Source organism: Polyangium jinanense (genome assembly GCF_028435265.1).
Classification (GTDB): Bacteria; Myxococcota_A; Polyangia; order Polyangiales; family Polyangiaceae; genus Polyangium; species Polyangium jinanense.
Genome location: NZ_JAGTJK010000018.1, coordinates 177455 through 200399, shown reverse-complemented (window position 1 = coordinate 200399; position 22945 = coordinate 177455). Strand labels below are relative to the sequence as shown.

Here is a 22945-nt window from a genome sequence, read left to right as displayed (position 1 = left end):
CCCTCAAGCGGCCGCTCCACGCGCCACTTCCGCTCGAATTGCGTCCACGCGCCCCGCCGCGAGGAGCCCTCGGACGAGCGAGACCAGCAGGCCCCCCTTCGCGAAGATCTCTGCGATCCCGCTGGCGGACATGAACGCCAGGAAAAACAGGGCCGGCGCGGCCACGTACCCGAGGATCTGCGAGAGCAGCCAGATCCCGAGCGCCACCGCGAACGCCGCGTTCGGGGATCGACGCGACCAGGCCGCGCAGGTGATGAGCAGCAGGCCGAGGCCCCCGTTCGCGAGGAGGGGGAGCGTGTCCGCCCACGAATCGATCGAGGTCGACACGGTCTCGACACTCCGGGCCAGGTAAAAGACGAACAGCGCAAGCACGACGTACAACGCGCCGCCCACGAACAGCACCGTCGCCGACCGGCGCATGCTTTGTTTCGCCTCGCCGTACTCGGTGTGCGCGCGCTCCAGCCGCGCTTCGAGGTCGTCGCGCAGCGCCCGCGACACCGGCGTCTTGCACGCGGGGCAAGCGGTGTGCTGGAACGAGACGTCCGCTCCACATGGGCAAGGCACGCTCACGTCGATCATGGCTCGGGCGCGCAGCCTCGCACGGCGCGACGGCGCACGGAAGTACGTCGCATCCCACCTTGGGCCGAGCGTTCTCCGTCCTCCCCGCACCTTCCCTTTGCATCCGGCCGCATCTTTTGGCATCCATCCCCCATGATCCCGCGCGCTCGCCTCTCCGCTCCCTCGCTTTTTGTGGGCTCGGGCCGCGCGCGGCTCGGCGCCTTCACCCTCGCCGTTCTCGCGGCCCTCACCGCCCTCGGCTGCAAGCGCCCCGGCGCGGCCGCGCAGACCGACGGCGGCGTCCCCGACGACGCGGCTGCGCCGCCGCCTGCCGTCCAGGGCCAGAACGCGGTTCCCGAGCCCCCGCCGCCTCCGGACAAACCGCTCCTCGGCATCACGGCGTTCGTCACCACCGTCTACGCCGAGCCGCGCGACACCGCGAAAAAGCTCGGCTACCTGCGCGTCGGGGCCAAGGTCGCCCGCTCGGAAGAGCCTGTCGGCAAGGCCGGTTGTCCGGGCGGCTGGTACGAGATTCACCCGAAGGGCTTCGTTTGCGCCGGGGACGAGGCCACGACCGACCTCGAAAATCCCATCCTCAAGGCCGCCGCCAAGCGCCCGGACCTCAAGGCCGCGCTCCCGTATCGATATGCGTTCGTCCGGGCCGTCCTCCCCCTGTACGTCAAGGTCCCCACGGCCAAGCAGCAGTACGACTCCGAGTTCAAGCTCCAGGAGCACCTCGACTGGTACAAGCAGAACGAGGCCACGGTGAACCAGGTCGTCCTCGGCGCGCCCGACGTGCCGATCGACGATCGTGGCGTCCCCGTTCCCGGCAAGCACATCGGCGAAATGGGCCTCGGCAAAAATTCGCAGGAGCTCGCACTCGGCCAGCTCCTCGGCGGCGAGAGCGACGCGGATCCCATTCCTTTCTGGCTCGAAGGCGGAAAACGCCTCATCCCCAACATCAGCGATTTCAAGGTCCCTGATTTCGCCGTCTTCGCCGACCGCGCGCGTCGCCACACCGGCCTCTCGCTCATCGGCTCCTTCCCCACGGGCGAGGACAACCTCAATCGCCGCTTCGCGATCACCACGGATCTGCGCCTCGCGCCGAACACCAAGATCAAGCCCGACCTCGGCTCGCCCTGGCATGGGCTCGAGCTCACGGACGAGTTCTCGCTCCCGCTCGCGTTCGTCCGCACGCAGGGCGCCAAGACGTATCGCATCTCCAAGGGCAAGGCCATTCCCGAAGTCGACGTCGAATGGCGCAGCGTCCACGCGCTCGCCGGCACCATGAAGACCGTCGAGGGCGTCAAGTATTACCGCACCAAGGACAAACGCTGGCTCAGCCAGCTCGACGTCGGCCTCGCCGTCCCGCCCGCCTCGTTCCCCGAGGACGCCGAAAAGGGCAAGAAATGGATCGAGATCTCCATCACGAACCAGACCTTCGTGATGTGGGAGGGCAAGCGCCCCATTTACGCGACGCTCGTCTCCACGGGCAAAGCTGGCCTCGACGATCCCAAGAAGACCACGGCCACGGTCCGCGGCGTCTTCAAGATTCGCAACAAGCACATCACGGCCACCATGGACTCGAACGAGGGCTCGAGCGTGGGCGGCGCCAAGGTCACGACCGTCGCCGCCTCGCATTCGCCCGACGGTGGCGGCAAGGCCGCGGCGCCGAAGGCCGGCGATAAGAATGCAAAACCCGGCGGCAAGCCCGATCCCAAGGCGGCCGCGAAGGGCGGCAAACCTGCGGCGAAGCCGGCCGCCGCGAAGCCCGGCGCTGCAAAGGGCAAACCCGCCCCTGCGGCCGGGGGCGCCGAGAAGATCCCGACGAAGGGCGACGGCGAGTACGGCGTCACGCGGCGCCGCGGCGAGGGCACGTTCCAGCTCCGCGACGTCCCGTACATCCAGTATTTCGAGAGTGGATATGCGCTCCACACGGCGTACTGGCACGACGTCTTCGGCACGCCGCGCAGCCACGGCTGCGTCAATCTCTCCCCCGTGGACGCGCACCGCGTCTTCCTCTGGACCGACCCGCCCGTCCCGGAGGGCTGGCATGCGGTGAACGCAGGCGAGGATTTCGGGGAGGGGACCACGGTGATCGTTCATGAATGAGCCGGCCCAGGGCGCGGCCTCGGGCGCGCCGTACATATTTTACGGCGACCTCAATTGCCCATTCTGCCACGCGCAGAACGAGCGGCTCCTGGAGCTCTGTGCGGAGCGCAAGGTCGAATGGCGCGGCATCCGCCACATGCCGCACCTTCCCATTCCTGCGAAGAATACGACCCCCGAGCGTGAGGAGCTCCAGCGCGAGGTCCTCTCCGTGCGGCAACGCGAGCCCGCCGTCAGCATCAGCACGCCGCCGGCGCGGCCGAACACCGAGCGGGCGACGCTCCTCGTCGCGGCCGCTCGCCGGCACGACCCGGCCCGCGCGGAGTCCTTGAAGACGCTTCTGTATCGGGCCTTGTGGGTTCACGCCCGGGACATCTCCGACTCGTGCGTGCTCGACGAGCTCCGCCGTGTCGCGGGTTTGCCCGAGCTCATCGTCGGGGAAAACGACAAAAAGACCCTGGAGACCTGGCAAAAAGAATGGGAGCAGGGCCCGTTCGACCGGAGAATCCCGGTGCTCGTCTCGCCGCGCGGGGCACGCCTCGTCGGTATGGGCGAGCGTGGCCGCCTCGAAGTGTTCCTCCGATCCGGCATTCTCAATGCGGACGGAGCCGGCCACTGCGATTGACCGGGCTCGCCTTCCGGGAGGTCTCCGGCTAGGGTGCGCCCATGTTCACGGTCCACCGGTACCAGATCTTCCCGACGATCCCGCCGGAGCTCGCGCCACTCGTCACGATTGCGCAAAACCTCTGGTGGACGTGGACCCCGGCCGCGCGTGAGCTCTACGGGCGCGTGGACGCCGAGCTCTACGAGCGTGTCGCGCACAATCCGATCCTCCTGCTCAAGCTCGCCTCGCAGCGCCGCCTCGATGAGCTCGCGCGGGACGACGGATATCTCCGGGCTCTCTCCGCGGTCGAGCGCTCCCTCGGGGATTACCTCGACCGCTCCACCTGGTTCGACCGAAAATACGGCAAAAACGCAGCGTCGCGCGGCACCATGGCCTATTTCTCCATGGAATTCGGCATCCACGAGTGTTTGCCCGTGTATTCGGGGGGCCTCGGCGTCCTTGCCGGCGATCACCTGAAGAGCGCGAGTGACCTCGGCTTGCCGCTCGTCGGCGTGGGAATCGCGTTCTCGCAGGGGTATTTTCGTCAGAGCCTCGATATCGAGGGCTGGCAGAACGAGCGATATCCGCCGAACGACTGGCACGATTTGCCCGTCTCGCCCGTGAACGACGAAAAGGGCCGTCGCGTGGTCACCTCCGTCGAGCTCCCCGCACGTGCGGGGGCGGGCCGGCGCGAGGTCAAGCTCCAGGCCTGGCGCGCGCAGGTCGGCCGCGTCCCGCTTTATTTGCTCGACGCCGACATCCCCGAAAACCCGCCCGAGGATCGGGCGCTCACGAATACCCTTTACGGCGGCGACCGCGCGCACCGCATCTGCCAGGAGGTCCTGCTCGGCGTGGGCGGCGTCCGGCTCCTCTCGGCCATCGGCCAGGAGCCGCGCGTCTGCCATATGAACGAAGGCCATTCCGCGTTCCTCGCGCTCGAACGCGTCCGTCAGCTCATGGGGCGCACGGGAGCGCCTTTCGTCGCGGCGTCCGAGGCGGCCGCGGCGGGCCACGTCTTCACCACGCACACCCCCGTGCCGGCCGGAAATGACGCATTCGCGCACGACCTCGCTCTCCCGTATCTGAAGGTCCTCGGCGAGGGCCTCGGGCTCGGGGCCGAGGAGGCCATGCGCCTCGGCCGCGTCGAGCCCGATCGTCCCGGCAGCGAGTTCTCCATGCCGGTCCTCGCCATTCGAATGGCCGACCGTTACAATGGCGTCAGCATGCTCCACGGCCGCGAGGCGCGCGCCATGTGGAGCGTCCTCTGGCCTGGCCTCCCGGTAGACGAAGTCCCGATCGGCTCGGTCACGAACGGCGTCCACGTCCCCACCTGGCTCGACGGCGAGCTCGCCTTGCTGTATGCGAGTTACCTCGGCGCCGATTTCCTCGAACGTGCCGCCGAACCCGGCGTCTGGGCGAAAATCGCCGAAATCCCCGACGAGGTCCTCTGGGCCGCGCACGGCCGCCGCAAAGAGCGCCTCGTGAAGCAGATTCGCGCCCGCCTCGCCGCCATTTCCGCGCAGAAGGGGCGCGCCGAGGATCCGGCGCGGATCGAGCGCCTCCTCGACCCGAAGGCGCTCACCATCGGGTTTGCCCGCCGCTTTGCGACGTACAAGCGCGGCACGCTCCTCCTCCGCGACGCGGCGCGCCTCGCGCGGATCCTCCACGAGCCGCATCGCCCGGTGCAGCTCGTCTTTTCCGGCAAAGCGCATCCGCAGGACTGGGGCGGCAAGGAGCTCATTCGCGACATCGTGCGCGCGGGCATGGCCGAGCCTTTCCGCGGCCGCATCGTCTTCGTCGAAGATTACGACATGGGCGTCGCGCGCACGCTCGTCGCGGGCGTCGACGTCTGGCTCAACACCCCGCGCAGGCCCCTTGAAGCGAGCGGCACGAGCGGCATGAAGGCCGGCCTCAACGGCGTGCTCAACGCGAGCATCCTCGACGGTTGGTGGCCCGAGGGATATGCGGGCGACAATGGGTTTTCCATTGGCCGCGGCGAGGAGTACGCGGACACCGGCCACGGCGACCACGTCGAGGCCCAGGCCCTCTATCGATTGCTCGAAGAAGACATCGTCCCGCTTTATTACGAGCGTGATGCTTCCGGCCTCCCGCGGAGCTGGATCGCCCGCATGAAGCGCAGCATTACCACGATCGGCCCTGCGTTCAACACGACCCGCATGGTGCGCGAGTATGCCGAAAGGTATTACGAGCCTGCCCTCGCGCGACATCGCCGCTTGACGGAGGACGGCCTCCTCGCGGCGCGCGCCGCCTGCGAATGGAAGGCCCGCGTGCGCGCCGCCTGGGGCTCCGTACGTGTCGATTCCGTGGCGCAGCTCGGCCCCTCGCGCCTTCCGAGCGGCGAGCCTTTGCGCGTCGCGGCGGAGATCCACCTCGGCGCCCTCTCGCCGAGCGACGTCGTCGTCGAGCTTTATTATGGTCGCCCGGGCCCGAACGGCTCGCTCCGCGGCGCGGAGGCGGCTCCGATGCGTCACGCGGCGGATCTCGGCGGCGGCCGCCATCGTTTCGAGGGCGAAATTCCCACCGACGAGAGCGGTGAGCACGCTTTCGGCGTCCGCGTCATCCCGGCGCACGAGTCCTTGCCGGATCGTTACGCGGCGCGCCTCGTCCGCTGGCATTAGACATTTTCGCGTGACACGCGCCTGGCTTTCTGGCATGGGTAGGGCGCCCCCTCACGTCCCTCCCGATGCCAGATACAGCCATGTCCACCGCCGAAGCGGCCTCGCGCGAGAAGGTGCGCGACCGCGTTCTCTTCGTCGTCGTCCTGACCGTGTTCCTCGACCTCGTCGGGTTCGGGATCACGATTCCGCTCTTGCCGTTTTACGTGAAGCCGATGGTGTCCGAAGAGTGGTCGGGCACCGTCACGGGAATGCTGATCAGCAGTTATTCGCTGGCGCAGGCGCTGGCGACGCCGTACCTCGGGCGTTTGTCCGATCGGTTCGGCCGGCGTTTGGTCATCGTGCTGAGCCTGCTCGGCAATGCGGCGAGCATGGTGCTCTTCGCGGCGGCGGTGCACTACCAGGTGCTCTGGTGCCTGTTCGTGTCGCGTGTGCTCGCGGGGGCGACGGCGGGCAACCTGGCCGCGTGTCAGGCGGCCATCGCGGACGTGACGGACAAAAAGGATCGCGCGGCGGCCATGGGGCGGCTCGGGGCGGGGATCGGGCTCGGGATGATCATGGGGCCGGTGATCGGCAGCATGACGGCCAAGATCGCGACCTGGGCGCCGCCGATCGCGGCGGCCGTGATGGCCCTGGCCGACCTGATCCTCGCGGCGGCGCTCATGCCGGAGACGCGTCCCGTGCGCGAGCCCGAGCGCGGCGGGCACGACGCCTATCGTGGCCCCACGCGGGACGAGCCCCGGAAGGAGGCGACCTTCACGGAAATCGTCTCCGACAAACGCGTCGTCACGATCCTGCAGATGTATTTCTTGACGTTCATGGCCATGACGGTCCTGAACGTCGCGTTCCCGCTCCTCTCGCATGATCGTTTCGGGTGGACGGGTGAGCAGGTCGGCTACATGTTCGCGATCTTCGGCGTATCCGGGGTCGTGATCCAGGGCTTTTTGATCAAGCGCCTCTCGGCGCGTTTCAGCGAGCTCACGCTGGTCGAGTGTGCGGCCGCGCTCATGCTCGCGGGCTTGCTCTTCGCGGCGTTCTCGATGCATTCGTGGATGATGGTCCTCGCGAATGTCCTCATCGGCGTGGGCGTGGCCATCAACAACCCGTCCATTTCGTCGCTGGCGTCGAAGTTCGCGCGGGAGGACCAGCGGGGCACGGTGCTCGGCTATGCGCAATCGACGGGGAGCTGGGCGCGTACGATCTGGCCCGTCACGTGGGGCTTCATGTACAACCGCGTGGCGCCGATTTCACCGTTTCTCGGCGCCGCGGCCGGGGCGGCGATGTTGCTCGGTGTCGCGTTGATGTTGCACAAGCAGGCGGCGCTGGCTTCGGAGCAGGGGTAGGGGAGTCAGGGGGGAGACGGGGTATGGTGAGCGGCACGCCGCCGCGTACCGCTGTTAAAACCCGTTCAGCTCGTCCACCACCTGGAACAGCGCGCCGAGATCGTAAAAATCGACGGCCACGAAATTCGGGATCTGCCCGCCCTCCGTCTGGCATTTCTTCGCCCGCGCCGACAGCACCTCGTACGCGTTCGCCGTCTCGCCCCGCTCGGGCGTCGGGAGCGGCCCGATCCAGTGGTTCAAGAGAAACAGATCGTTCCCCTGCGTCCCCCGATTCGGCGCGCAGTTGAAGTCCTCCACGCTCTCGAACGAATACGGCGTGTCCCAGGCGATGTCCCAGAAGTGGTGATACCACGCGGGCGGCGGCCCCTCGTCCTCGGCGCCCACGACGAGCTGCTTTCCGTCGAGCAAAAGCTCCCGCAGCGTCGGCCAGGGGGCTCCGTCCTCATGCGCGTACGTGCGACCTGCGAGCCCGGCTTTCTCGAACACGCCCGCCGTCTCGTCGGGCGTGATGCCGTCCTGGATGATGAGCGTCACCACCTCGTGTGGGTGTGCGTCGAGGAAGACGCGCATCTCGACGAGCGCGTCCACGAGGAGCGTATGCCCGAGCTCGCAGATCGAGTGGCAGAGATAGAGATCCTCGTTCCAGCGGTGCGTATCGATCAACATCGCGCGGATGCCGTCTTCGAGCTGGCGTTTCATGCCGAAGTTCTGGTTCGGCGCGGCCCAGCCGAGCTCGAACGAGGACATGGCATTGTGCGTCGCGGGGAACGCCACCGCATCGAAGGGCCTGTCGCAGAGCTCTGCGCGGCCGTTGCATTCGGAGGGCGGTGGGGGCTTTTCGGGCCCCGGGTCCGGATTCGCCGGATCCCCGGAGCCGCAGGCGAAAAGCCCGAAGGAAGCGGTCCAAAGCAAAGCGTGAAGCGAAAAGCGTGTCCCGTGCACGCCCGCGAGCGTACACGGGATCGTCACCTGCGAGAAGTACAGCGTTCGACGCTTGGGGGCTCCGCTCGGCAGAGCCGAGCTATGCCCCCAAACCCCCTCAGCGCGCCTTCTTGATGCCGAGATCCACCTGGAGTTGCCGGCGGATCTTCTTGACGTCGGCGTTCGAGAGCTGCCGCAGGAGCTCCGCCACGTGGGCGCGCTCGTCCTCGGCCGGGAAGGTCAGGATGTAGAGCGGCGGCACGTCGAAGCCGAGCGCGAGGCGCTCGATCGTCTGGATCGTGATGGCGGCGAGCCCGTGCTCGACGCTCGAGAGGTGGCCTTTCGACAGTGCGCTCGCGTCCGCGAGGGCGGCGAGGGACATGTTTCGCTCGAGGCGCAGCTCACGGATACGGGCGCCCACCTGCATCGCAAACGGATCGGGAACGGATCGTCGGGGCATGGTCCTCGTCTTTCTCGGGCCAAAAAAGCGCGGCCCGACCGGCGAAACACGCCGGCAAGTCGTAAGTTCGTCGAAATGGAAGTCCCCGCGTGAATCGGCCGGATCTCACGGGGCCAGCCATCATGCACGTCCTCGGACGCACGGAGAATCAAAAAATGGTCCTCGATCGGACGTTTTACGTCCTACCGTGCCCGACGCGCCGTGACGCGGCGCGCGGGGCACGGTGGGACGAATTTTGTCCTAGCTGCGCTTGACGCGGATGCCGGTCTCCTCCTGGATCCGGCGGCGGATCTTGCGCACGTCGGCGTTCGACATCTCGCGGAGCAGCTCCGCCGTCTTCGCGCGCTCGTCGTCCGCGGCGAACGTGAGCAGGTAGAGCGGGGGCACGCCGAAGCCGAGCGCGAGCCGCTCGATCGTCTGGATCGTGATGGCGGCGAGCCCGTGCTCGACGCTCGAGAGATGGCCCTTCGACAGATAACAGGCGTCGGCGAGCTTGCCGAGCGACAATCCGCGCTCCTTGCGCAGCTCACGGATACGGGTGCCGACCTTCAGTGCAAACGGCTCGGGAACGGTTCGTCGCGGCATGATGATATGGTTCTCGGGCGACCCGGAAAAAAGGATCCCCGACCGGCCCTCCTGTGCCGGGATCTCTGAGGTTTCACGAGGACGTCTCTCCGTCCTCGCTGCGAAAGACTCGATCGCGAGATCGGGCGCGCCGGCGACTTCTCCGCGCCGCGCCGAACCCATCGAACGCGTCCATCTTGCATCCATTGGACGAACTCGTCACGCGCGAATTGTGAGTGGTAGGACATTGTTCGTCAGGGGACCGGCCTCCTTCCATCACCACGTGCGAGCGTGTATCTTCGTTCCGTCGTGGCGAACATGGATGCCGGCTTCGAGCGGATGGGGGCGCACGGGTCCCGACGAGAAGGAGCGATCCTCGTCGTGCGCTGGACCGGCGAGGTCACGCGGGACGACATGAAGGCCCTCTACGCGCGCATCGACGAGATGAGCCGCGACGAGCCCGCGGTCTATTGCCTCTTCGACAGGGCGCACTCGATCTCCGTGACGCGCGACGCGCGCGTCTGGGCCGTCCGCGAGGCCAAGGGCGCCAAGGCAATCCGCGGCGTCGCCGCCGTCGGCGCGTCCTTCCCCGTGCGTGTCCTCGGGACGATGCTGAACCGCGCCACGGACGCGCTCCTCAGGCACGGCGTGCCGCTCGCGTTCTTCGATACCGCCGAGGAAGGCCGCGCTTACCTCGAAGCCGAGCGGAAGAAACACGCCGCCCTTCGCTGATTTCGAATTCTCCGCATTCGCAAACGCAGCTCGGCCCGCCCTCCCGGCAGTTGACGATCGGGGGGGCTCGACCGGAGGTTTCCCGTGAGGGCGGCGTAGCGGCCCGGAGGCCTGTGGCTCTTCCGGTCTGGCCTCGCGCCCCGGGAGGCCATCGTGGGGGAGCCGAGCGGCGCGCCGCCGCGCGGATGGGATACGTCCGCGCCGAGGCCGGAAAGCACCATTCGAATCGAATCGATCCGGGTCGACTCCGATCACGGCACGCTCCGCGGCTGCGACGAGCCGAGCGGCTGGCGCTTTTCCGATCACGACTGCCCCGAGCCCGAATGGACGCCCGCGTCCCACGTCCCCGTGAGCCATACCCTCGGCGAAAAGGTCCGCCTTTCGCTCACCCTCGACGCGGCCGCGGTGCTGCCTGGCCCCGCCACCCTGAAGGGCGAGGGTCCGGGAGGGATCCAATTTCGACAAACCCTTCCGGTCTCTCCCGGGACGTCGGTGATCACGCTCGTATCCGACAATCCGCTTGCGCGCAAGCTCGACGATCTCTCGTTCGACGTGCGCTGGTCCGCGTCCGAGGCCGCGATCGTCGCGCCCGCCGTCACATCCATTCCCATGCTCGTCACGATGGGGCCGCCGCGCTCCACGCCCATCGCGCCCTACAAGGAAGACGGCGCGACCCCGCGGCGCGTGGCGAAGGCCGTGGAATGGGCGAAGCAGGCGAACAGCCTGGATCCGCACGCCATCGTCGAGAGCTTCCTGCGCCGATTCCCGTATTACGCTCTCCTCCCGAACCCCGACGTGCCCGCGGAGTACGACCACCCGCGTTATTTCAACGAAGTCGGCGGCGCCTGGCCGATGGTCGATTACGTCGCCGCCTCGGGCGAGTGCCAGGCCATCGTGCGCCTCGTGCGGGGCATGCTCGCGCAGATCGGCGCGCCGGGCGAGGCGCGCATGCTCGTCGTCTGGGCCGATCCGGATCAGGGCAACGGCGAAAAGCCCCTCGTCGCCGATTGGGAGAAGGAGCCTCGCGCGGGTTTGTCGAAGACGATACAGGTCGGCGAAAAGCGCCTCTCCGCGGCGCTCGTGGACGGCCCGGTCGTGGAAGGAAAAACCTACCCGCCCTCGCATACCCGCCTGCCCGACGGTAAGGTGAGCCCCGGCCTCAACCGATACGAGGCGTGCCTCGAATTCTCGCACGGCGGCACGACGCGTTATTATTGTGGCGGTGTCGGCGTCCTCTCCTCCAAGCACGACATCCTCAAGGTCTTCTGGGGCCTCGTCTGGGTCGAGTTTCTCCCGGACGAGGGATTTCGGGTCGAGAAGATCGTGCGGCGATACCGGAACGGCGAGGCATCGCCGCCCCGTGAAACCGCGCGCGACCGCATCCGCTCGTTTTTTCGTCGTTTTGCGAGGCGAATCTCATGAAATGGCTCGACGACATCGAAACCGCGCAATCCGAGGGCTTCGACGATCTCGACGGCCGCGCCGACGTGCCCGGCCAGGCCCTCGCCGAATCGAGGCACTGGGCCCGCACCCTGTTTGCCCAGGGAAAAAGCCCTTACGACGCCGCCCGTCCCGTCCGGCGCCTGGTCCATCGCGCCACCAAGGCCGCGCCGGATTTTCTGCGCCACGAATACGACGTGGACGACCTCCACCTCTCGATCGTCGAGGGCCGTTCGTTCGTGTTCGTCATCGTCTCGCGAGACAGCCTCGACGTGCTTGCGCTCCCCGAAGGCGAGCGCGCCGGGGCCATCGCGCGGATCGCCGCCACGCTCTTTCACCCCGTCTGCGTCTCCGGCGGCGTCTGCTTCCGCTTTCCCGAGCGCATCGAAGAAGGCTCGTTTTTCTCGACGAACCCAGATCTCGATCCGCGGCTCCTCGGTGCCTGGCAGGATCGCCTCGACGCCGGCATCCGCGGCGGCGAGCTCGTCTTCCTCGCCTACAAGCGTTTGCCCTGGATGGCCGGCTTCGCCGACCCCTTCGCGTGGCTCCGCGAGGGCGAACGGATCGATCAAAAGCCGCGTTTTCGTTTCCCGTTCCGGAGATCAGGCCCCAAGCGCAAGCGCCGCTGAGGGCCGGACTCGTCCATCGCCGAGGGGCGAGGGTGCTCGCAGGATCTCCTCCAGAATCGCGTCGGCCTCGTGCGCCACGCCGTCGAGCGCCTGCCCGAGCCGCGCGTGATCGGCCGCGTCGAGCGGCGCGAGCCCGAGCCGCGCGCGCACCCCGGAGACGCGAATCGCGACCCCCTCGCCGTATTGATACCCTTCGATCCACGGCCCCCGCTCGATTTCCGCGCGGAGCCGTTTCATCCGCGCGTCGAACGCGGCGCGCTCCTCCGCGGTCCGCTCGTGCGTACCGAAATGGTGCATCGTCGCGGCGGGCTCGAAATCGCCCTCGATCGCCAAAAACCCCTCCGTGAGGGCCGCGCGTGTCGCCTCGAAACCCGCGCGCCGGAGGAGCGCGCCGTCCAGGCACATCTCCCACGTGACGTGCGCGAGCAGCCCCATTCGTTTCGCCTCGAGCTGTGCCTCGCGAATGCGCGCCGCGACGAGCTTCTCCCCTTCGAGGAAGACGCGATCGCCGTGAAACCAATGGTCGACCGCCACGTGGTGCCGGATCCCCACGAGCACCTCCGCGAGCCGGCCTCCGAGCAAGCCGCCCATCTCGACGGGACGGCACGGCCGCACGCGCCTGTCCGCCATTCGCCAGAGGTCCGGCAGCATCGCGCCCGCGCCCGCCGCGCGTGAGCCCGTATGCGCCTCCGCGAGGTGCCTGTGCAGGAGAAAGTTCACCTTCGAAGCCTAGCACGCCTTCGTTCTTGCTCGGGCTTTCCATCGCGCCTCATGCGTGCTAGCCACGAGTCGCCCACGGGACCGGCCCCCCGGGCTCGGCCCTGGGCAGGAGACGAACATGAAACGTTTTGTGACTTCCTTGATCATGCTGGCCCTCGCCGGCGTGGGTTCCCTCATCGGCTGCAGCGACGACTCGAACAATACGACCGGCGGCCCCGGCGGCGGCGGCGGAAACGGCGGAAACGGCGGAAACGGCGGCGGCGGCGGCGGCGGCGACGTCCTCATCCCCATCGACGACATCGGCACCGCGACCGCCAAGTTGTACTGCGGGCTGGTCTACTCCTGTTGCACGATGGCCGAACAGGACAAGGCGTTCGAGGGCATTACCCCCAAGCCTCAGAACGAGGCCGAGTGCGCGCAGACCTTCAAGGGCATTTATGACATGCTCGTGCTCCCGCGCCTGAAGAAGGCCGTCGGGGAGGGCCGCATGGAGTACGACGGATATGTCGCGGCGAGCTGTCTCGACAAGCTCGAGGGATCCTGCACCGTGATCAACGGCGATCCTTTCGAGTCCGACCCCGAATGCCAGAGCGTTTTCATCGGCAAGGTGGCCGACGGCGGCGATTGCAGTGGCGACGACGAGTGCGCGGGCGCCGACTCCGTGTGCGTGGGCGATACCGATACGGAGCTCGGCAAGTGCCAGCCGCGCGGCGCGGCCGGAGCGGCGTGCGAGTTCGACGACGACTGCGCCACGAATTATTGCGACTTCCAGACGAGCATGTGTGCCGCGCAGAAAGCCGTCGGCGAGGCGTGCGCTGGCTTCAGTCAGTGCAAGGACTCGTATTGCGACTCCGTGACCAGCGTCTGCACGGCCAGGAAGGCCGACGGCGAGGCGTGCGTAACGCCCGACGAGTGCAGCGGCACGTGCGACTCGATGACGAGCACTTGCACCACGCCCGCGCCGATCTGCGACGGGATGTGACGTCCGCGCGGCGGTAGCATTCCTCGGCCCTCCCCACTGCTCCTTCCCACATACCGCCCCCCGCGGCCCGTCGCCTGTCGCCTCAAAGCGTCGTCCTCCGCCGGAGACACCTCCCGGGCAACCTGCTAGAGTAGCGCCGCCCGGGAGGGAACCCGGAATCGGAGGAGGACATGGAAGCGGCGCAAGCGAAGATCGGCCTCGTCGGCCTCGGGGTGATGGGAGAAAACCTCGCCCTCAACATCGAGCGGCATGGTTTTCCCATCGCCGTCTACAACCGCGAACCCCAGAAGGTGGACCACCTGCTCGCCACGCGCGCGAAGGGTCTCCGTTTCTTCGGGGCGCACAGCCCGGCCGAACTCGCGCGTGTCCTCGAACGTCCGCGCAAGATCATCCTGCTCGTGAAAGCGGGCCAGCCCGTCGATTGGACCGTCGACCAGATCCGTCCGTACCTCGAGCCCGGCGACATCATCATCGACGGCGGCAATTCCTGGTACGAGGACACCGAGCGCCGCCAGCGCGAGCTCGGCGCATCGGGCATTCGTTTCCTCGGCTCGGGCGTCTCCGGCGGCGAGGAGGGCGCGCTCTGGGGCCCCTCGCTCATGCCCGGCGGCGAGCGCGCGGCCTACGAGGAGATTCGCCCGATCTGGGAGGCCATTGCGGCGAAGGTCGACGACGGCCCGTGCGTCACGTACATCGGCCCCGGCGGCTCGGGCCATTTCGTCAAGATGGTCCACAACGGCATCGAATACGGCGACATGCAGCTCATCGCCGAGGCGTACGACATCCTCCATCGTGGCCTCGGCTTCTCCGCCGATCGCCTCGCCGAGGTCTTCGCGCGCTGGAACGAGGGCGTCCTCTCCTCGTTCCTGATCGAAATCACGGCCAAGATCTTCCGCGCCAAGGACTCCGAGACCAGCGCGCCGCTCGTCGACCTCATCCTGGACAAGGCGGGCCAGAAGGGCACGGGCCTCTGGACGTCCAAGGTCGCGCTCGACCTCGGCGTCGCCATTCCCACGATCGACGCCGCCATCATGGCGCGCCTCCTCTCGGGCAAGAAAAACGAGCGAATCGAGGCCGCGAAGGTCCTCGAAGGGCCTCGGCCCGGCGCATTCCAGGGCGACGAGAACGAAATCGTCACGGCCGTGCACGACGCCCTCTATGCCGCGAAGATCTGCTCCTACACGCAGGGCATGGCCCTCCTCCGTGCCGCCTCGGACACCTTCCACTGGGACCTGCCGCTCGGCGAGATCGCCCGCATCTGGAAGGGCGGTTGCATCATCCGCGCCCAGTTCCTCGACGGCATTCGCGAGGCCTACGCGAAGCGCCCCGACCTGCCGAGCCTGCTCCTCGACGACCGGTTCCGCGAGGCGATGGCGAAATCGCAGCCCGGTTTCCGCAAGGCCATCGCGTTCGCGCAGAGCCTCGGCATTCCTTGCCTCGCGTTCTCGTCGAGCCTCGCCTATTACGACAGCTATCGCTCGGCGCGCCTCCCGCAGAACCTCACCCAGGCCCAGCGCGATTACTTCGGCGCCCATACCTACGAGCGCGTCGACAAACCCGAGCTCGGCGCCGTGCACACCGACTGGCCCTCGCTCGTCGGCTGAGCGAAGTAGGGGCTTCCCCGCACCCGTCCGGTCGCCCCGCCGCTCGTTTTCGCTCCTCTCCGCTCGCCTGCCTGCCTGCTCGTTCTCTCTATCGGCCGCTCGTTCGCCCAGGAAAGCAGCAACGCCGCCCCCCTGATTCCCATCGAATGCTGCTGGATGCGCCCGCGGCGCGCTCGCCGTGCGGACGTCCGAGAAGGCACGAGGATGGCGGCACTCTTTCGTCCCTGGACCAATACGGCCTTCCGGATCGCGCTCATCGGTATCGTGGGCGGCGCCTTCACGCTCGTGGCCGCTCCCATGATCTGGGTGCGCACGCCGAACTGGCGAAAGCAGCTCGATCCGGTCGATCAACCCGTCGAGTTCGATCACCGGCATCACGTCCAGGATGACGGTATCGATTGCCTCTATTGTCACAAGGAGGCGACGGTATCCGCCACGGCCGGGATCCCCTCGACCGACCTCTGCATGGGTTGCCACAACCAGATCTGGAACAAGAGCCCCATGCTCGAGCCCGTCCGGCGGAGCTACTTCTCGGGTTTGCCCATTCCGTGGAATCGCGTCAACGACGTCCCTGATTTCGTCTACTTCAATCACGCGATCCACGTGAACAAGGGCGTCGGGTGCGTCAGTTGCCACGGGCGCGTCGACGAGATGGGCCGCGTCTACCAGTTCGCCGACCTGAGCATGAACTGGTGCCTCGATTGTCACAGGCAGCCGGAGAAGTTCGTCCGGCCGCTCGATCGGGTCACCGACATGACGTGGAAGGCCGCGGATCAAAGCACCCTCGGGCCGTACCTGGTCCGCGAATACGGCGTTCGAAGCGTCACCAACTGCACCGCCTGCCATCGATAGGAGAGCACCTTTGGGCAACGACGTACGCGCGCTCTGGGAGAGGATCCTCGCAGGCAAGACGGGCCGCGATTACTGGCGCAGCCTCGCCGAGCTCGTGTCCGAGGGGTCGCCGCCGGAGGACAGGCAAAGGGAGTTTCCCGAGGGGGCGGACGAGCGTCCGGACGAACCCTCGCGCCGCAACTTCTTGAAGCTCCTCGGCGCCAGCATGGCGCTCGCGGGCGTCACGGGCTGCGTCAAGGACCCCGTCGAGAAGATCCTGCCCTACACGATCCGTCCGCCCGAGGTCACGCCGGGTCTGTCCAAGTATTACGCGACGAGCATGACCCTCGACGGATTCGCGACGGGCCTGCTCGTCGAGAGCCGCGAAGGGCGACCCATCAAGATCGAAGGCAACCCCGAGCATCCGGCCAGCCTCGGCGCGGCGGGCGTCCTCGAGCAGGCGTCCATCCTCGGCCTTTACGATCCGTACCGCGCGCGGGCCGTCATGCAGAAGGGCGCGCTCACGTCGTGGGATGCGCTCGCGACGGAGCTCGCACGTCCGCGCACCGATCGGGGCGCCGGCCTCCGCATTCTGATCGAGCCCACGGCCTCGCCGCTCCTTGCGAGCCAGCTCGGCCGGCTTCTCGCGGCATATCCGGCCGCGCGCGTCACCGTGCATTCGTCGACCGAGACGGGCGCCGCCGCGCAAGGGGCCGCGCTCGCCTTCGGCCGCCCGCTGGTGCCGCAACTCGACCTCCGGAACGCCTCGGTCATCGTCTCGCTCGATTCGGACTTCCTCGACGGGCAGGGCATGCATTTGCGGCACTCGCGCCATTTCGCCGAGCGCCGCCGCCCGGGCTGGCCGAACCCCACGATGAACCGGCTCTACGTCGTCGAGAGCATGCCGAGCTGCACGGGCACGGTCGCGGATCACAAATTGCGCCGGCGATCGAGCGAGATCGGCACGTTCGCCGCGGCCCTCGCCGCCGAGATCCTCCTCGGCGGTAAGCCCCCTTCGGCCGTCTCGCCCGATATCATCATGGCGCTCCGCCCATTCCTCGGCCGTGAAGAGCGCGCCCTCGTCGGCGCTATTGCGAGGGACCTCGTCCGCGCGGGGAAAGGCGGCCTTGTCATCGTCGGCGACCGGCAACCCGCGCACGTCCACGCGCTCGGCGCGCTCGTGAACTCCGTCCTAGGCGCCTTCGGCTCCACGGTCTCCATGACCGATCCCATTCTCTGGAATCCTGCCGCGGCCGGGCAGGACCTCGCGGCGCTCGTCGCCGAAATGCGCGCCGGCGCCGTCGACACGCTCGTCATCCTGGGAGGAAACCCCGTCTACACCGCGCCGGGCGACCTCGATTTTGCCGGGGCGCTCGGCAGCGTCCGCCAGAGCTTTTACCTTGGCCTCTACGCGGACGAGACCGGCGCGCGGACGACGTGGTTCGTCCCGGAGACACATTACCTCGAAGCCTGGGGCGATGCCCGCGCGGGGGACGGGACAGCGTCCGTCGTGCAGCCGCTCATCCGTCCGCTCTTCGGCGGCCGCACGGACGTGGAGATCCTCGCGACTCTGCTCGGCGACATCTACCCGAGCGCGCACGCCCTCGTACGTGAGCAATGGCGGACGCTGCTCGGCGAGACCGATTTCGAGGCGCACTGGGAGGCGACCTTGCGCCGCGGCTTTTTGCCCGGCTCCGAGGCCCCCGTTGTCCGGGCCGAGCTCGCGCCGCCTGGGATCGCAGCGGCCCTCGCGACCCTCGCCGCCGCGCCCGCACCCGCGCCCGACCGGTACGAGCTCGGGTTTTACCACGATTCCAAGGTTCACGACGGCCGGTTCGCGAACAACCCGTGGCTCCAGGAGCTGCCCGATCCAACGACCAAGATCACCTGGGACAATGCGGCGCTCATGAGCGTCCGCACGGCGAGCGAGCTCGGCGTCGCGAACGACGACCTCATTGAAATCACGCTGCCCGGGTTCGATCCCACCGTGCCCGCGGTCACGACGAGCCCCCCGCCGGCCACGACCATCGTTTTGCCGGTGTTCGTCCTGGCGGGCCACGCCGATCGGGCCATTTCCTTGCGCCTCGGGTACGGCCGCGGGGCGGCATTGCCCGTCGCCGAGGGCGTCGGGAAAAACGTCCAGCCCCTCCGCCGCCAGGGCCGCTCGTTCCTCGACGGCGCGTCCGTGCGGCCCACGGGCGAGAAACACACCCTCGCGCAGACCCAGAAGCACTGGGAGCTCCACGACCGGCCGATCGCTCTGGCCACGACGCTCGAAGCATACCGCGACAAACCAGAGTTCACGCGCGGGCAGAAGGGCCCCGTGCTCTCGATCCTGCCCGCGGACGATTTCAAGGGCGACCAGTGGGCGATGAGCATCGACATGTCGATCTGCACGGGCTGCAGCGCGTGCGTCGTCGCCTGCCAGGCCGAGAACAACATCCCCGTCGTGGGCAGGGAGGGCGTCCTCCGGAGCCGCGAAATGCACTGGCTCCGCATCGACACCTATCACACGGGCGAGGTCGACACCCCGGAGGTCGTGCATCAGCCGATGCTGTGCCAGCACTGCGAAAAGGCGCCGTGCGAGTACGTCTGCCCGGTGAACGCCACCGTCCATAGCCCCGACGGGCTCAACGAGATGGTCTACAACCGCTGCATCGGCACGCGGTTCTGCTCGAACAACTGCCCCTACAAGGTGCGGCGGTTCAACTGGTTCGACTGGATGGAGGAGAAGCCCGGGTTCAACGGCGACATCCGTACGCTCCAGAAAAACCCCGACGTCACCGTCCGCGAGCGCGGCGTGATGGAGAAGTGCACGTTCTGCGTGCAGCGCATCCGGCGCGCCGAGATCGACGCTAGCATCGAGCGCCGCGCCATTCGCCCGGGCGAGGTCACGACGGCCTGCGCGGACGCGTGCCCGACGCGCGCCATTCGGTTCGGGTCGCTCGCGCACAAGGAGACCGACATGGTCCGCTGGCGCGAGGAGCCGCGCAGCTTTGGCGTCCTGCACGAGCTCGGCACGCTTCCACGCATTCGATACCTCGCCACGATCAAGAACCCGAACCCGGAGGTGGGTTGATATGGCCACGGAGCCGGTCTTCATCGGGCGCCCCACGGACGCCGAGCTCTCCGACCAGCTCCTCTCGACCGCCTGGCGGCCGTGGAGAAGGCTCGGGAAAATCGGTTTCCTCGTCGCCATCATCGGCACGTTGTTTCTGTTCACCGGGATCACGCTCACCGTGATGTACGGCATCGGGATGTGGGGAAACAACATCCCGGTCGCCTGGGGGTTCGGCATCATCAACTTCGTCTGGTGGGTCGGTATTGGCCACGCGGGCACGTTCATCTCGGCCGTGCTCCTGCTCTTCGAGCAGAAATGGCGTACGAGCATCAACCGCTTCGCCGAGGCGATGACGCTCTTCGCCATTCTCCAGGCCGCCATGTTCCCGGTCCTCCACCTCGGGCGACCGTGGTTCGCCTACTGGATCTTCCCGTACCCATCCACCATGGGCGTCTGGCCGCAATTCAAGAGCGCGCTCCCCTGGGACGCCGCGGCCATCTCGACCTATTTCACGGTCTCGCTCGTCTTCTGGTACACGGGCCTCATCCCGGACCTCGCGGCCATGCGTGATCGCGCGCCGACCCGGGCGAAGCGATTCATTTACGGCATCTTCGCGCTCGGGTTCACCGGCGCGTCGAGCTCCTACCGCCATTATCGCGTCGTCTATGGCCTGCTCGCGGGTCTCTCGACCCCGCTCGTGCTCTCCGTGCACTCGATCGTGAGCTCGGACTTCGCTATCACGCTCGTGCCCGGCTGGCACTCCACCATCTTCCCGCCGTTCTTCGTCGCCGGCGCGATCTTTTCGGGGTTCGCCATGGTGCTCACCCTGGTGATCCCGGTGCGCAGCCTGTTCCGGCTGGAGAACGTCATCACGAAGAGGCACCTCGACAACCTCGCCAAGATGGTCCTCGTGACGAGCTGGGTCGTCACGTATTCGTACATCCTCGAATTCTTCATGGCGTGGTACAGCGGCGACGAATACGAGATCTACCAGTTCTTCGAGGCGCGCCCCTTCGGGCCCTGGGCCTGGATCTTCTGGATGATGATGATCTGCAATTCGGTCATCCCGCAGGTCTTCTGGTCGAAGAAGGCGCGGAATAGCCTCGCCGTGCTCTGGACCGTCTCGCTCCTCGTCAACGTCGGCATGTGGGCCGAGCGCTTCGTGATCATCGTCATGGGCCTGCAGCGCGATTACCTGCCCTCGGCCTGGGACGTGTTCGTTCCGACATACGTCGATTGGATGATCTACCTCGGCACGATGGGATTCTTCCTGCTGCTCTTCCTGCTCTTCTTGCGGTTCGTCCCGTTCGTTTCGCTCGCCGAGGTGAAAGAGCTCAAGCACGAGCTCTCGCACGAGGAGGAACATTAAAATGCGGAGGACGCAGCAAAGCGGGATCGTCGGCGCGTTCGACACGCCCGAGCAGATCATCCGGGCGGCCCACGAGCTCCGCAAATCCGGGTACCGCAGGCTCGAAGGGTACACGCCGTACCCCCTCCTCGAGCTCGAACGGGCCATCGGCCGCGGGCGCTCTCGCATCGGATTCGTGGTGTTCCCGTTCGCCATCGCGGCGGCCGCGGTCGCCTACCTCGTGCAATGGTGGACGGACGGTGTCGATTACCCCCTGAATGCCGGCGGCAGGCCCGCCCACGCGCCGCCCGCGTTCGTCCCGGCCACGTTCGAGATGGCCGTGCTCTTCTCGGCGCTTTCGGCCTGTGTCATCCTCGCCCTCTGGTCCGGCCTGCCATCCCTGTGGCAGCCGATCTTCGAGGTGCCGGGCTTCGATCGCGCCAGCATCGACAAGTTTTTCCTGGCCGTCTCCGACCTCGATCCCGCCTTCGATCGCGAGGCGACCGCGCGCAAGCTCAGGGAGCTCGGCGCGAGCCGCGTCGAGCCGCTCGGGGCGCATCCGGCGACCGACGCCGAGCTCGACGAACGGCTCGAGCGAATGGAGGGAGAGGAGTCGTGAAGACCATCGCCGCCCTTCCGCTCGTCCTCGCCGTGTGCCCGCTCCTCGCGAGCTGCAACAGTTCGGGCACCGAGCGTGATTTCGAGCGCATGGTGAACCAGGCGCATTTCGAGTATTACGAGGAGGCACCGTTCTTCGACGATCGCCGCGTCATGCGCGAGCCTCCCGAGGGCACCGTCCCGCGCGAGCGGTTTCTCGGCCCGCCCGAGGTGATCAGCGGAATGGTAGACGGGAAGTTCGTCGAGGCCATTCCCATCCCACTCTCGCGGCCCATGCTGGATCACGGCCGGGAGCGCTACGAGGTCTTCTGCGCGGCCTGCCACGGCGTGGGCGGCGATGGCGTGAGTGTCGTCGCGGACAACATGGAGCTGCGCAAGCCTCCGAGCTTTGTCGAGGCGCCTGTCCTCGATTACCCCGTGGGGCGCGTCTACCAGGCCATTGCCCAGGGCTACGGGCTCATGCCCACCTATGGACAGGAGCTTGGCGTCGAGGAGCGCTGGTCCGTCGTCGCCTACGTGCGCGCGCTCCAGCTTCGTACGAAAGGCGTCGCCGTCGGCGTCTTGCCCGAGCCCGTCCGCGTGCGGATGCAGGAGGAGCTTCGATGAACACGGAACCCAGCATTTTCACCGGAGGAGGTCGGCTCATCCTCGGAGGCTTCCTCGCGTTCGTCGTCGGCGCGATCGCGCTCGTCGTGGGCGGCGTCGCCCACGGCCGGGACGCATTCTACGCCTACCTCTCGGCCTATGCGTGGCTCGTCTCCCTGCTCGTCGGCGGACTCATCTTCCTGATGATCGTCCACGCGATGGACGCGAAATGGCCCGTCGCTCTCCGCCGCGTCATCGAGGGCGTCACGGGCGTCCTGCCGCTCGCCGTGATCGGATTCATTCCGATCGCCGTCGGCATCACCACGATTTATCCCTGGACGTCGCCGTCCACGATCCACGAACACGAAGTCCAGCATCTCGTCGAGCACAAGCTGCCGTACCTGAACACGTCCTCGTTCTTCGTCCGCGCGTTCCTGTATTTCGGCGTTTGGCTCGGCATCTCGTATTTCCTCCGCCGCTGGTCGCTGCGCGGGGATTGGGCCCCGGCGGCCACGGACAAACCGCGGTTCCGCGCCCTCTCGGCGCTCGGGCTGCCTCCGGTCGCGCTCGCGTTCACGTTCGCGGGCGTCGATTGGCTCATGTCCCTCACTCCTGCCTGGTATTCGACCATGTTCGGGGTGTACTGGTTCGCCGGCGGTTTCCTGGGCGCGCTCGCGCTCCTCGTGCTCGCGACCTATGGCCTGCAGCGCGCGGGCATGCTCACCCGGGTGGGCAGCTCCCATTATTACGCGCTCGGCCGGCTCCTGCTCGCGTTCACGATCTTCTGGGCGTACATCGCGTACTTCCAGTTCTTCTTGATCTGGATCACGAACAAGCCCCACGAGGCGTCGTTTTATGCGCCCCGCATGAGGGAGTTCGCCCCGCTCAGCATCCTCGTCGCGGCCGGCCGTTTCGTCATTCCGTTCTTCGCGCTGCTCCCGTATCGGGTCAAGCAGCAGCCGAGCACGCTCGCGCCGATCGCGCTCTGGATCCTCTTCATGCACTGGGTCGACATGGAATGGCTCGTCATGCCCTCCGTGCGCGCCGAGGGGCCCATCGTGCACTGGCTCGACGTCGCCGCGCTCGTCTGCGTCGGCGGGGCCGCGCTCGCGTTCGGCACGTTCCGCCTGCGTGGTCGCCCGATTGTCCCGAAAAACGACACCTCGCTCGAGGCCGCATTCCGGTACGGGAGCCTTTGAC

20 protein-coding genes are annotated in these 22945 nt (G+C 67.4%); 15 read left to right on the top strand and 5 right to left on the bottom strand.

Going from position 1 to position 22945, the window contains the following annotated elements:
* Positions 1–3: 3 nt before the first annotated feature.
* Entirely contained in the window at positions 4–579 is a 576-nt protein-coding gene (locus KEG38_RS28765; RefSeq protein ID WP_272418641.1) for a hypothetical protein, read from the bottom strand.
* Between the two features lie 132 nt (positions 580–711).
* On the opposite strand from KEG38_RS28765, the gene KEG38_RS28760 reads away from it, so the two are divergent.
* The 4 genes from KEG38_RS28760 to KEG38_RS28745 all read left to right on the top strand — a co-directional run bounded on the left by KEG38_RS28760 (position 712) and on the right by KEG38_RS28745 (position 7250).
* Complete coding sequence (locus KEG38_RS28760) at positions 712–2670, top strand: L,D-transpeptidase (protein WP_272418642.1); 1959 nt, start codon at positions 712–714, stop codon at positions 2668–2670.
* Complete coding sequence (locus KEG38_RS28755; protein ID WP_272418643.1) at positions 2663–3292, top strand: DsbA family oxidoreductase; 630 nt, start codon at positions 2663–2665, stop codon at positions 3290–3292. The genes KEG38_RS28760 and KEG38_RS28755 overlap by 8 nt, the downstream gene beginning before the upstream one ends.
* 41 nt (positions 3293–3333) lie before the next feature.
* Positions 3334–5910, top strand: a complete 2577-nt coding sequence (gene glgP / locus KEG38_RS28750) for an alpha-glucan family phosphorylase (RefSeq protein WP_272418644.1) — start codon at positions 3334–3336, stop codon at positions 5908–5910.
* Positions 5911–5990: 80 nt separating this feature from the next.
* Positions 5991–7250 (top strand): MFS transporter, encoded by a 1260-nt coding sequence (locus tag KEG38_RS28745; RefSeq protein ID WP_272418645.1) that lies wholly within the window; start codon positions 5991–5993, stop codon positions 7248–7250.
* A 54-nt stretch (positions 7251–7304) separates the two neighbouring features.
* Here KEG38_RS28745 and KEG38_RS28740 read toward each other — a convergent pair whose 3' ends face one another.
* The 3 genes from KEG38_RS28740 to KEG38_RS28730 all read right to left on the bottom strand — a co-directional run bounded on the left by KEG38_RS28740 (position 7305) and on the right by KEG38_RS28730 (position 9216).
* Positions 7305–8219, bottom strand: coding sequence for a phosphoinositide-specific phospholipase C-related protein (locus KEG38_RS28740; protein ID WP_272418646.1), 915 nt, complete (start codon positions 8217–8219; stop codon positions 7305–7307).
* A gap of 70 nt (positions 8220–8289) precedes the next feature.
* Entirely contained in the window at positions 8290–8631 is a 342-nt protein-coding gene (locus KEG38_RS28735) for a helix-turn-helix domain-containing protein (RefSeq protein WP_272418647.1), read from the bottom strand.
* A 240-nt stretch (positions 8632–8871) separates the two neighbouring features.
* Positions 8872–9216: a helix-turn-helix domain-containing protein gene (locus KEG38_RS28730; RefSeq protein WP_272418648.1), complete on the bottom strand. Its 345-nt coding sequence runs from the start codon at positions 9214–9216 to the stop codon at positions 8872–8874.
* 297 nt (positions 9217–9513) lie between these two features.
* Between KEG38_RS28730 and KEG38_RS28725 the strand changes: the two genes are divergently transcribed.
* The 3 genes from KEG38_RS28725 (at position 9514) to KEG38_RS28715 (ending at position 11996) form a co-directional block, all read left to right on the top strand.
* Positions 9514–9927 carry a SpoIIAA family protein gene (locus KEG38_RS28725; RefSeq protein ID WP_272419260.1) on the top strand — a complete coding sequence of 138 codons (414 nt, stop codon included), beginning with the start codon at positions 9514–9516 and terminating at the stop codon, positions 9925–9927.
* Between the two features lie 153 nt (positions 9928–10080).
* Complete coding sequence (locus tag KEG38_RS28720; RefSeq protein WP_272418649.1) at positions 10081–11349, top strand: hypothetical protein; 1269 nt, start codon at positions 10081–10083, stop codon at positions 11347–11349.
* A complete protein-coding gene (locus KEG38_RS28715) occupies positions 11346–11996 on the top strand; it encodes a hypothetical protein (RefSeq protein ID WP_272418650.1) in 651 nt (216 codons plus the stop codon). The genes KEG38_RS28720 and KEG38_RS28715 overlap by 4 nt, the downstream gene beginning before the upstream one ends.
* Here KEG38_RS28715 and KEG38_RS28710 read toward each other — a convergent pair.
* On the bottom strand, positions 11970–12716 hold the full coding sequence (locus KEG38_RS28710; protein WP_272418651.1) for a hypothetical protein: 747 nt from the start codon (positions 12714–12716) through the stop codon (positions 11970–11972). The two genes, KEG38_RS28715 and KEG38_RS28710, sit on opposite strands and share 27 nt — an antisense overlap.
* A 118-nt stretch (positions 12717–12834) precedes the next feature.
* On the opposite strand from KEG38_RS28710, the gene KEG38_RS28705 reads away from it, so the two are divergent.
* The 8 genes from KEG38_RS28705 to KEG38_RS28670 all read left to right on the top strand — a co-directional run bounded on the left by KEG38_RS28705 (position 12835) and on the right by KEG38_RS28670 (position 22944).
* Positions 12835–13698, top strand: coding sequence for a hypothetical protein (locus tag KEG38_RS28705; RefSeq protein WP_272418652.1), 864 nt, complete (start codon positions 12835–12837; stop codon positions 13696–13698).
* Between the two features lie 170 nt (positions 13699–13868).
* Positions 13869–15302 (top strand): NADP-dependent phosphogluconate dehydrogenase, encoded by a 1434-nt coding sequence (gene gnd / locus KEG38_RS28700; RefSeq protein WP_272418653.1) that lies wholly within the window; start codon positions 13869–13871, stop codon positions 15300–15302.
* A 204-nt stretch (positions 15303–15506) separates the two neighbouring features.
* The gene (locus KEG38_RS28695; RefSeq protein ID WP_272418654.1) at positions 15507–16154 is read left to right on the top strand and encodes a cytochrome c3 family protein; all 648 of its coding nucleotides are present in this window, start codon (positions 15507–15509) and stop codon (positions 16152–16154) included.
* 10 nt (positions 16155–16164) lie between these two features.
* Complete coding sequence (locus tag KEG38_RS28690) at positions 16165–19212, top strand: TAT-variant-translocated molybdopterin oxidoreductase (RefSeq protein ID WP_272418655.1); 3048 nt, start codon at positions 16165–16167, stop codon at positions 19210–19212.
* A gap of 1 nt (position 19213) precedes the next feature.
* Entirely contained in the window at positions 19214–20563 is a 1350-nt protein-coding gene (nrfD, locus tag KEG38_RS28685; RefSeq protein ID WP_272418656.1) for an NrfD/PsrC family molybdoenzyme membrane anchor subunit, read from the top strand.
* A 1-nt stretch (position 20564) separates the two neighbouring features.
* The gene (locus tag KEG38_RS28680) at positions 20565–21161 is read left to right on the top strand and encodes a DUF3341 domain-containing protein (protein WP_272418657.1); all 597 of its coding nucleotides are present in this window, start codon (positions 20565–20567) and stop codon (positions 21159–21161) included.
* Positions 21158–21766 carry a c-type cytochrome gene (locus tag KEG38_RS55665; protein ID WP_272418658.1) on the top strand — a complete coding sequence of 203 codons (609 nt, stop codon included), beginning with the start codon at positions 21158–21160 and terminating at the stop codon, positions 21764–21766. Before KEG38_RS28680 ends, KEG38_RS55665 begins: the two co-directional genes overlap by 4 nt.
* Positions 21763–22944 (top strand): hypothetical protein, encoded by a 1182-nt coding sequence (locus KEG38_RS28670; protein ID WP_272418659.1) that lies wholly within the window; start codon positions 21763–21765, stop codon positions 22942–22944. Before KEG38_RS55665 ends, KEG38_RS28670 begins: the two co-directional genes overlap by 4 nt.
* Position 22945 lies beyond the last annotated feature (1 nt).

Coding starts and splice junctions, on each gene's coding strand:
- KEG38_RS28765 (WP_272418641.1), bottom strand. CDS start 579: ATGATCGACGTGAGCGTGCCTTGCCCATGTGGAGCGGACGTCTCGTTC.
- KEG38_RS28760 (WP_272418642.1), top strand. CDS start 712: ATGATCCCGCGCGCTCGCCTCTCCGCTCCCTCGCTTTTTGTGGGCTCG.
- KEG38_RS28755 (WP_272418643.1), top strand. CDS start 2,663: ATGAATGAGCCGGCCCAGGGCGCGGCCTCGGGCGCGCCGTACATATTT.
- glgP (WP_272418644.1), top strand. CDS start 3,334: ATGTTCACGGTCCACCGGTACCAGATCTTCCCGACGATCCCGCCGGAG.
- KEG38_RS28745 (WP_272418645.1), top strand. CDS start 5,991: ATGTCCACCGCCGAAGCGGCCTCGCGCGAGAAGGTGCGCGACCGCGTT.
- KEG38_RS28735 (WP_272418647.1), bottom strand. CDS start 8,631: ATGCCCCGACGATCCGTTCCCGATCCGTTTGCGATGCAGGTGGGCGCC.
- KEG38_RS28730 (WP_272418648.1), bottom strand. CDS start 9,216: ATGCCGCGACGAACCGTTCCCGAGCCGTTTGCACTGAAGGTCGGCACC.
- KEG38_RS28725 (WP_272419260.1), top strand. CDS start 9,514: ATGGATGCCGGCTTCGAGCGGATGGGGGCGCACGGGTCCCGACGAGAA.
- KEG38_RS28715 (WP_272418650.1), top strand. CDS start 11,346: ATGAAATGGCTCGACGACATCGAAACCGCGCAATCCGAGGGCTTCGAC.
- KEG38_RS28705 (WP_272418652.1), top strand. CDS start 12,835: ATGAAACGTTTTGTGACTTCCTTGATCATGCTGGCCCTCGCCGGCGTG.
- gnd (WP_272418653.1), top strand. CDS start 13,869: ATGGAAGCGGCGCAAGCGAAGATCGGCCTCGTCGGCCTCGGGGTGATG.
- KEG38_RS28695 (WP_272418654.1), top strand. CDS start 15,507: ATGGCGGCACTCTTTCGTCCCTGGACCAATACGGCCTTCCGGATCGCG.
- nrfD (WP_272418656.1), top strand. CDS start 19,214: ATGGCCACGGAGCCGGTCTTCATCGGGCGCCCCACGGACGCCGAGCTC.
- KEG38_RS28680 (WP_272418657.1), top strand. CDS start 20,565: ATGCGGAGGACGCAGCAAAGCGGGATCGTCGGCGCGTTCGACACGCCC.
- KEG38_RS28670 (WP_272418659.1), top strand. CDS start 21,763: ATGAACACGGAACCCAGCATTTTCACCGGAGGAGGTCGGCTCATCCTC.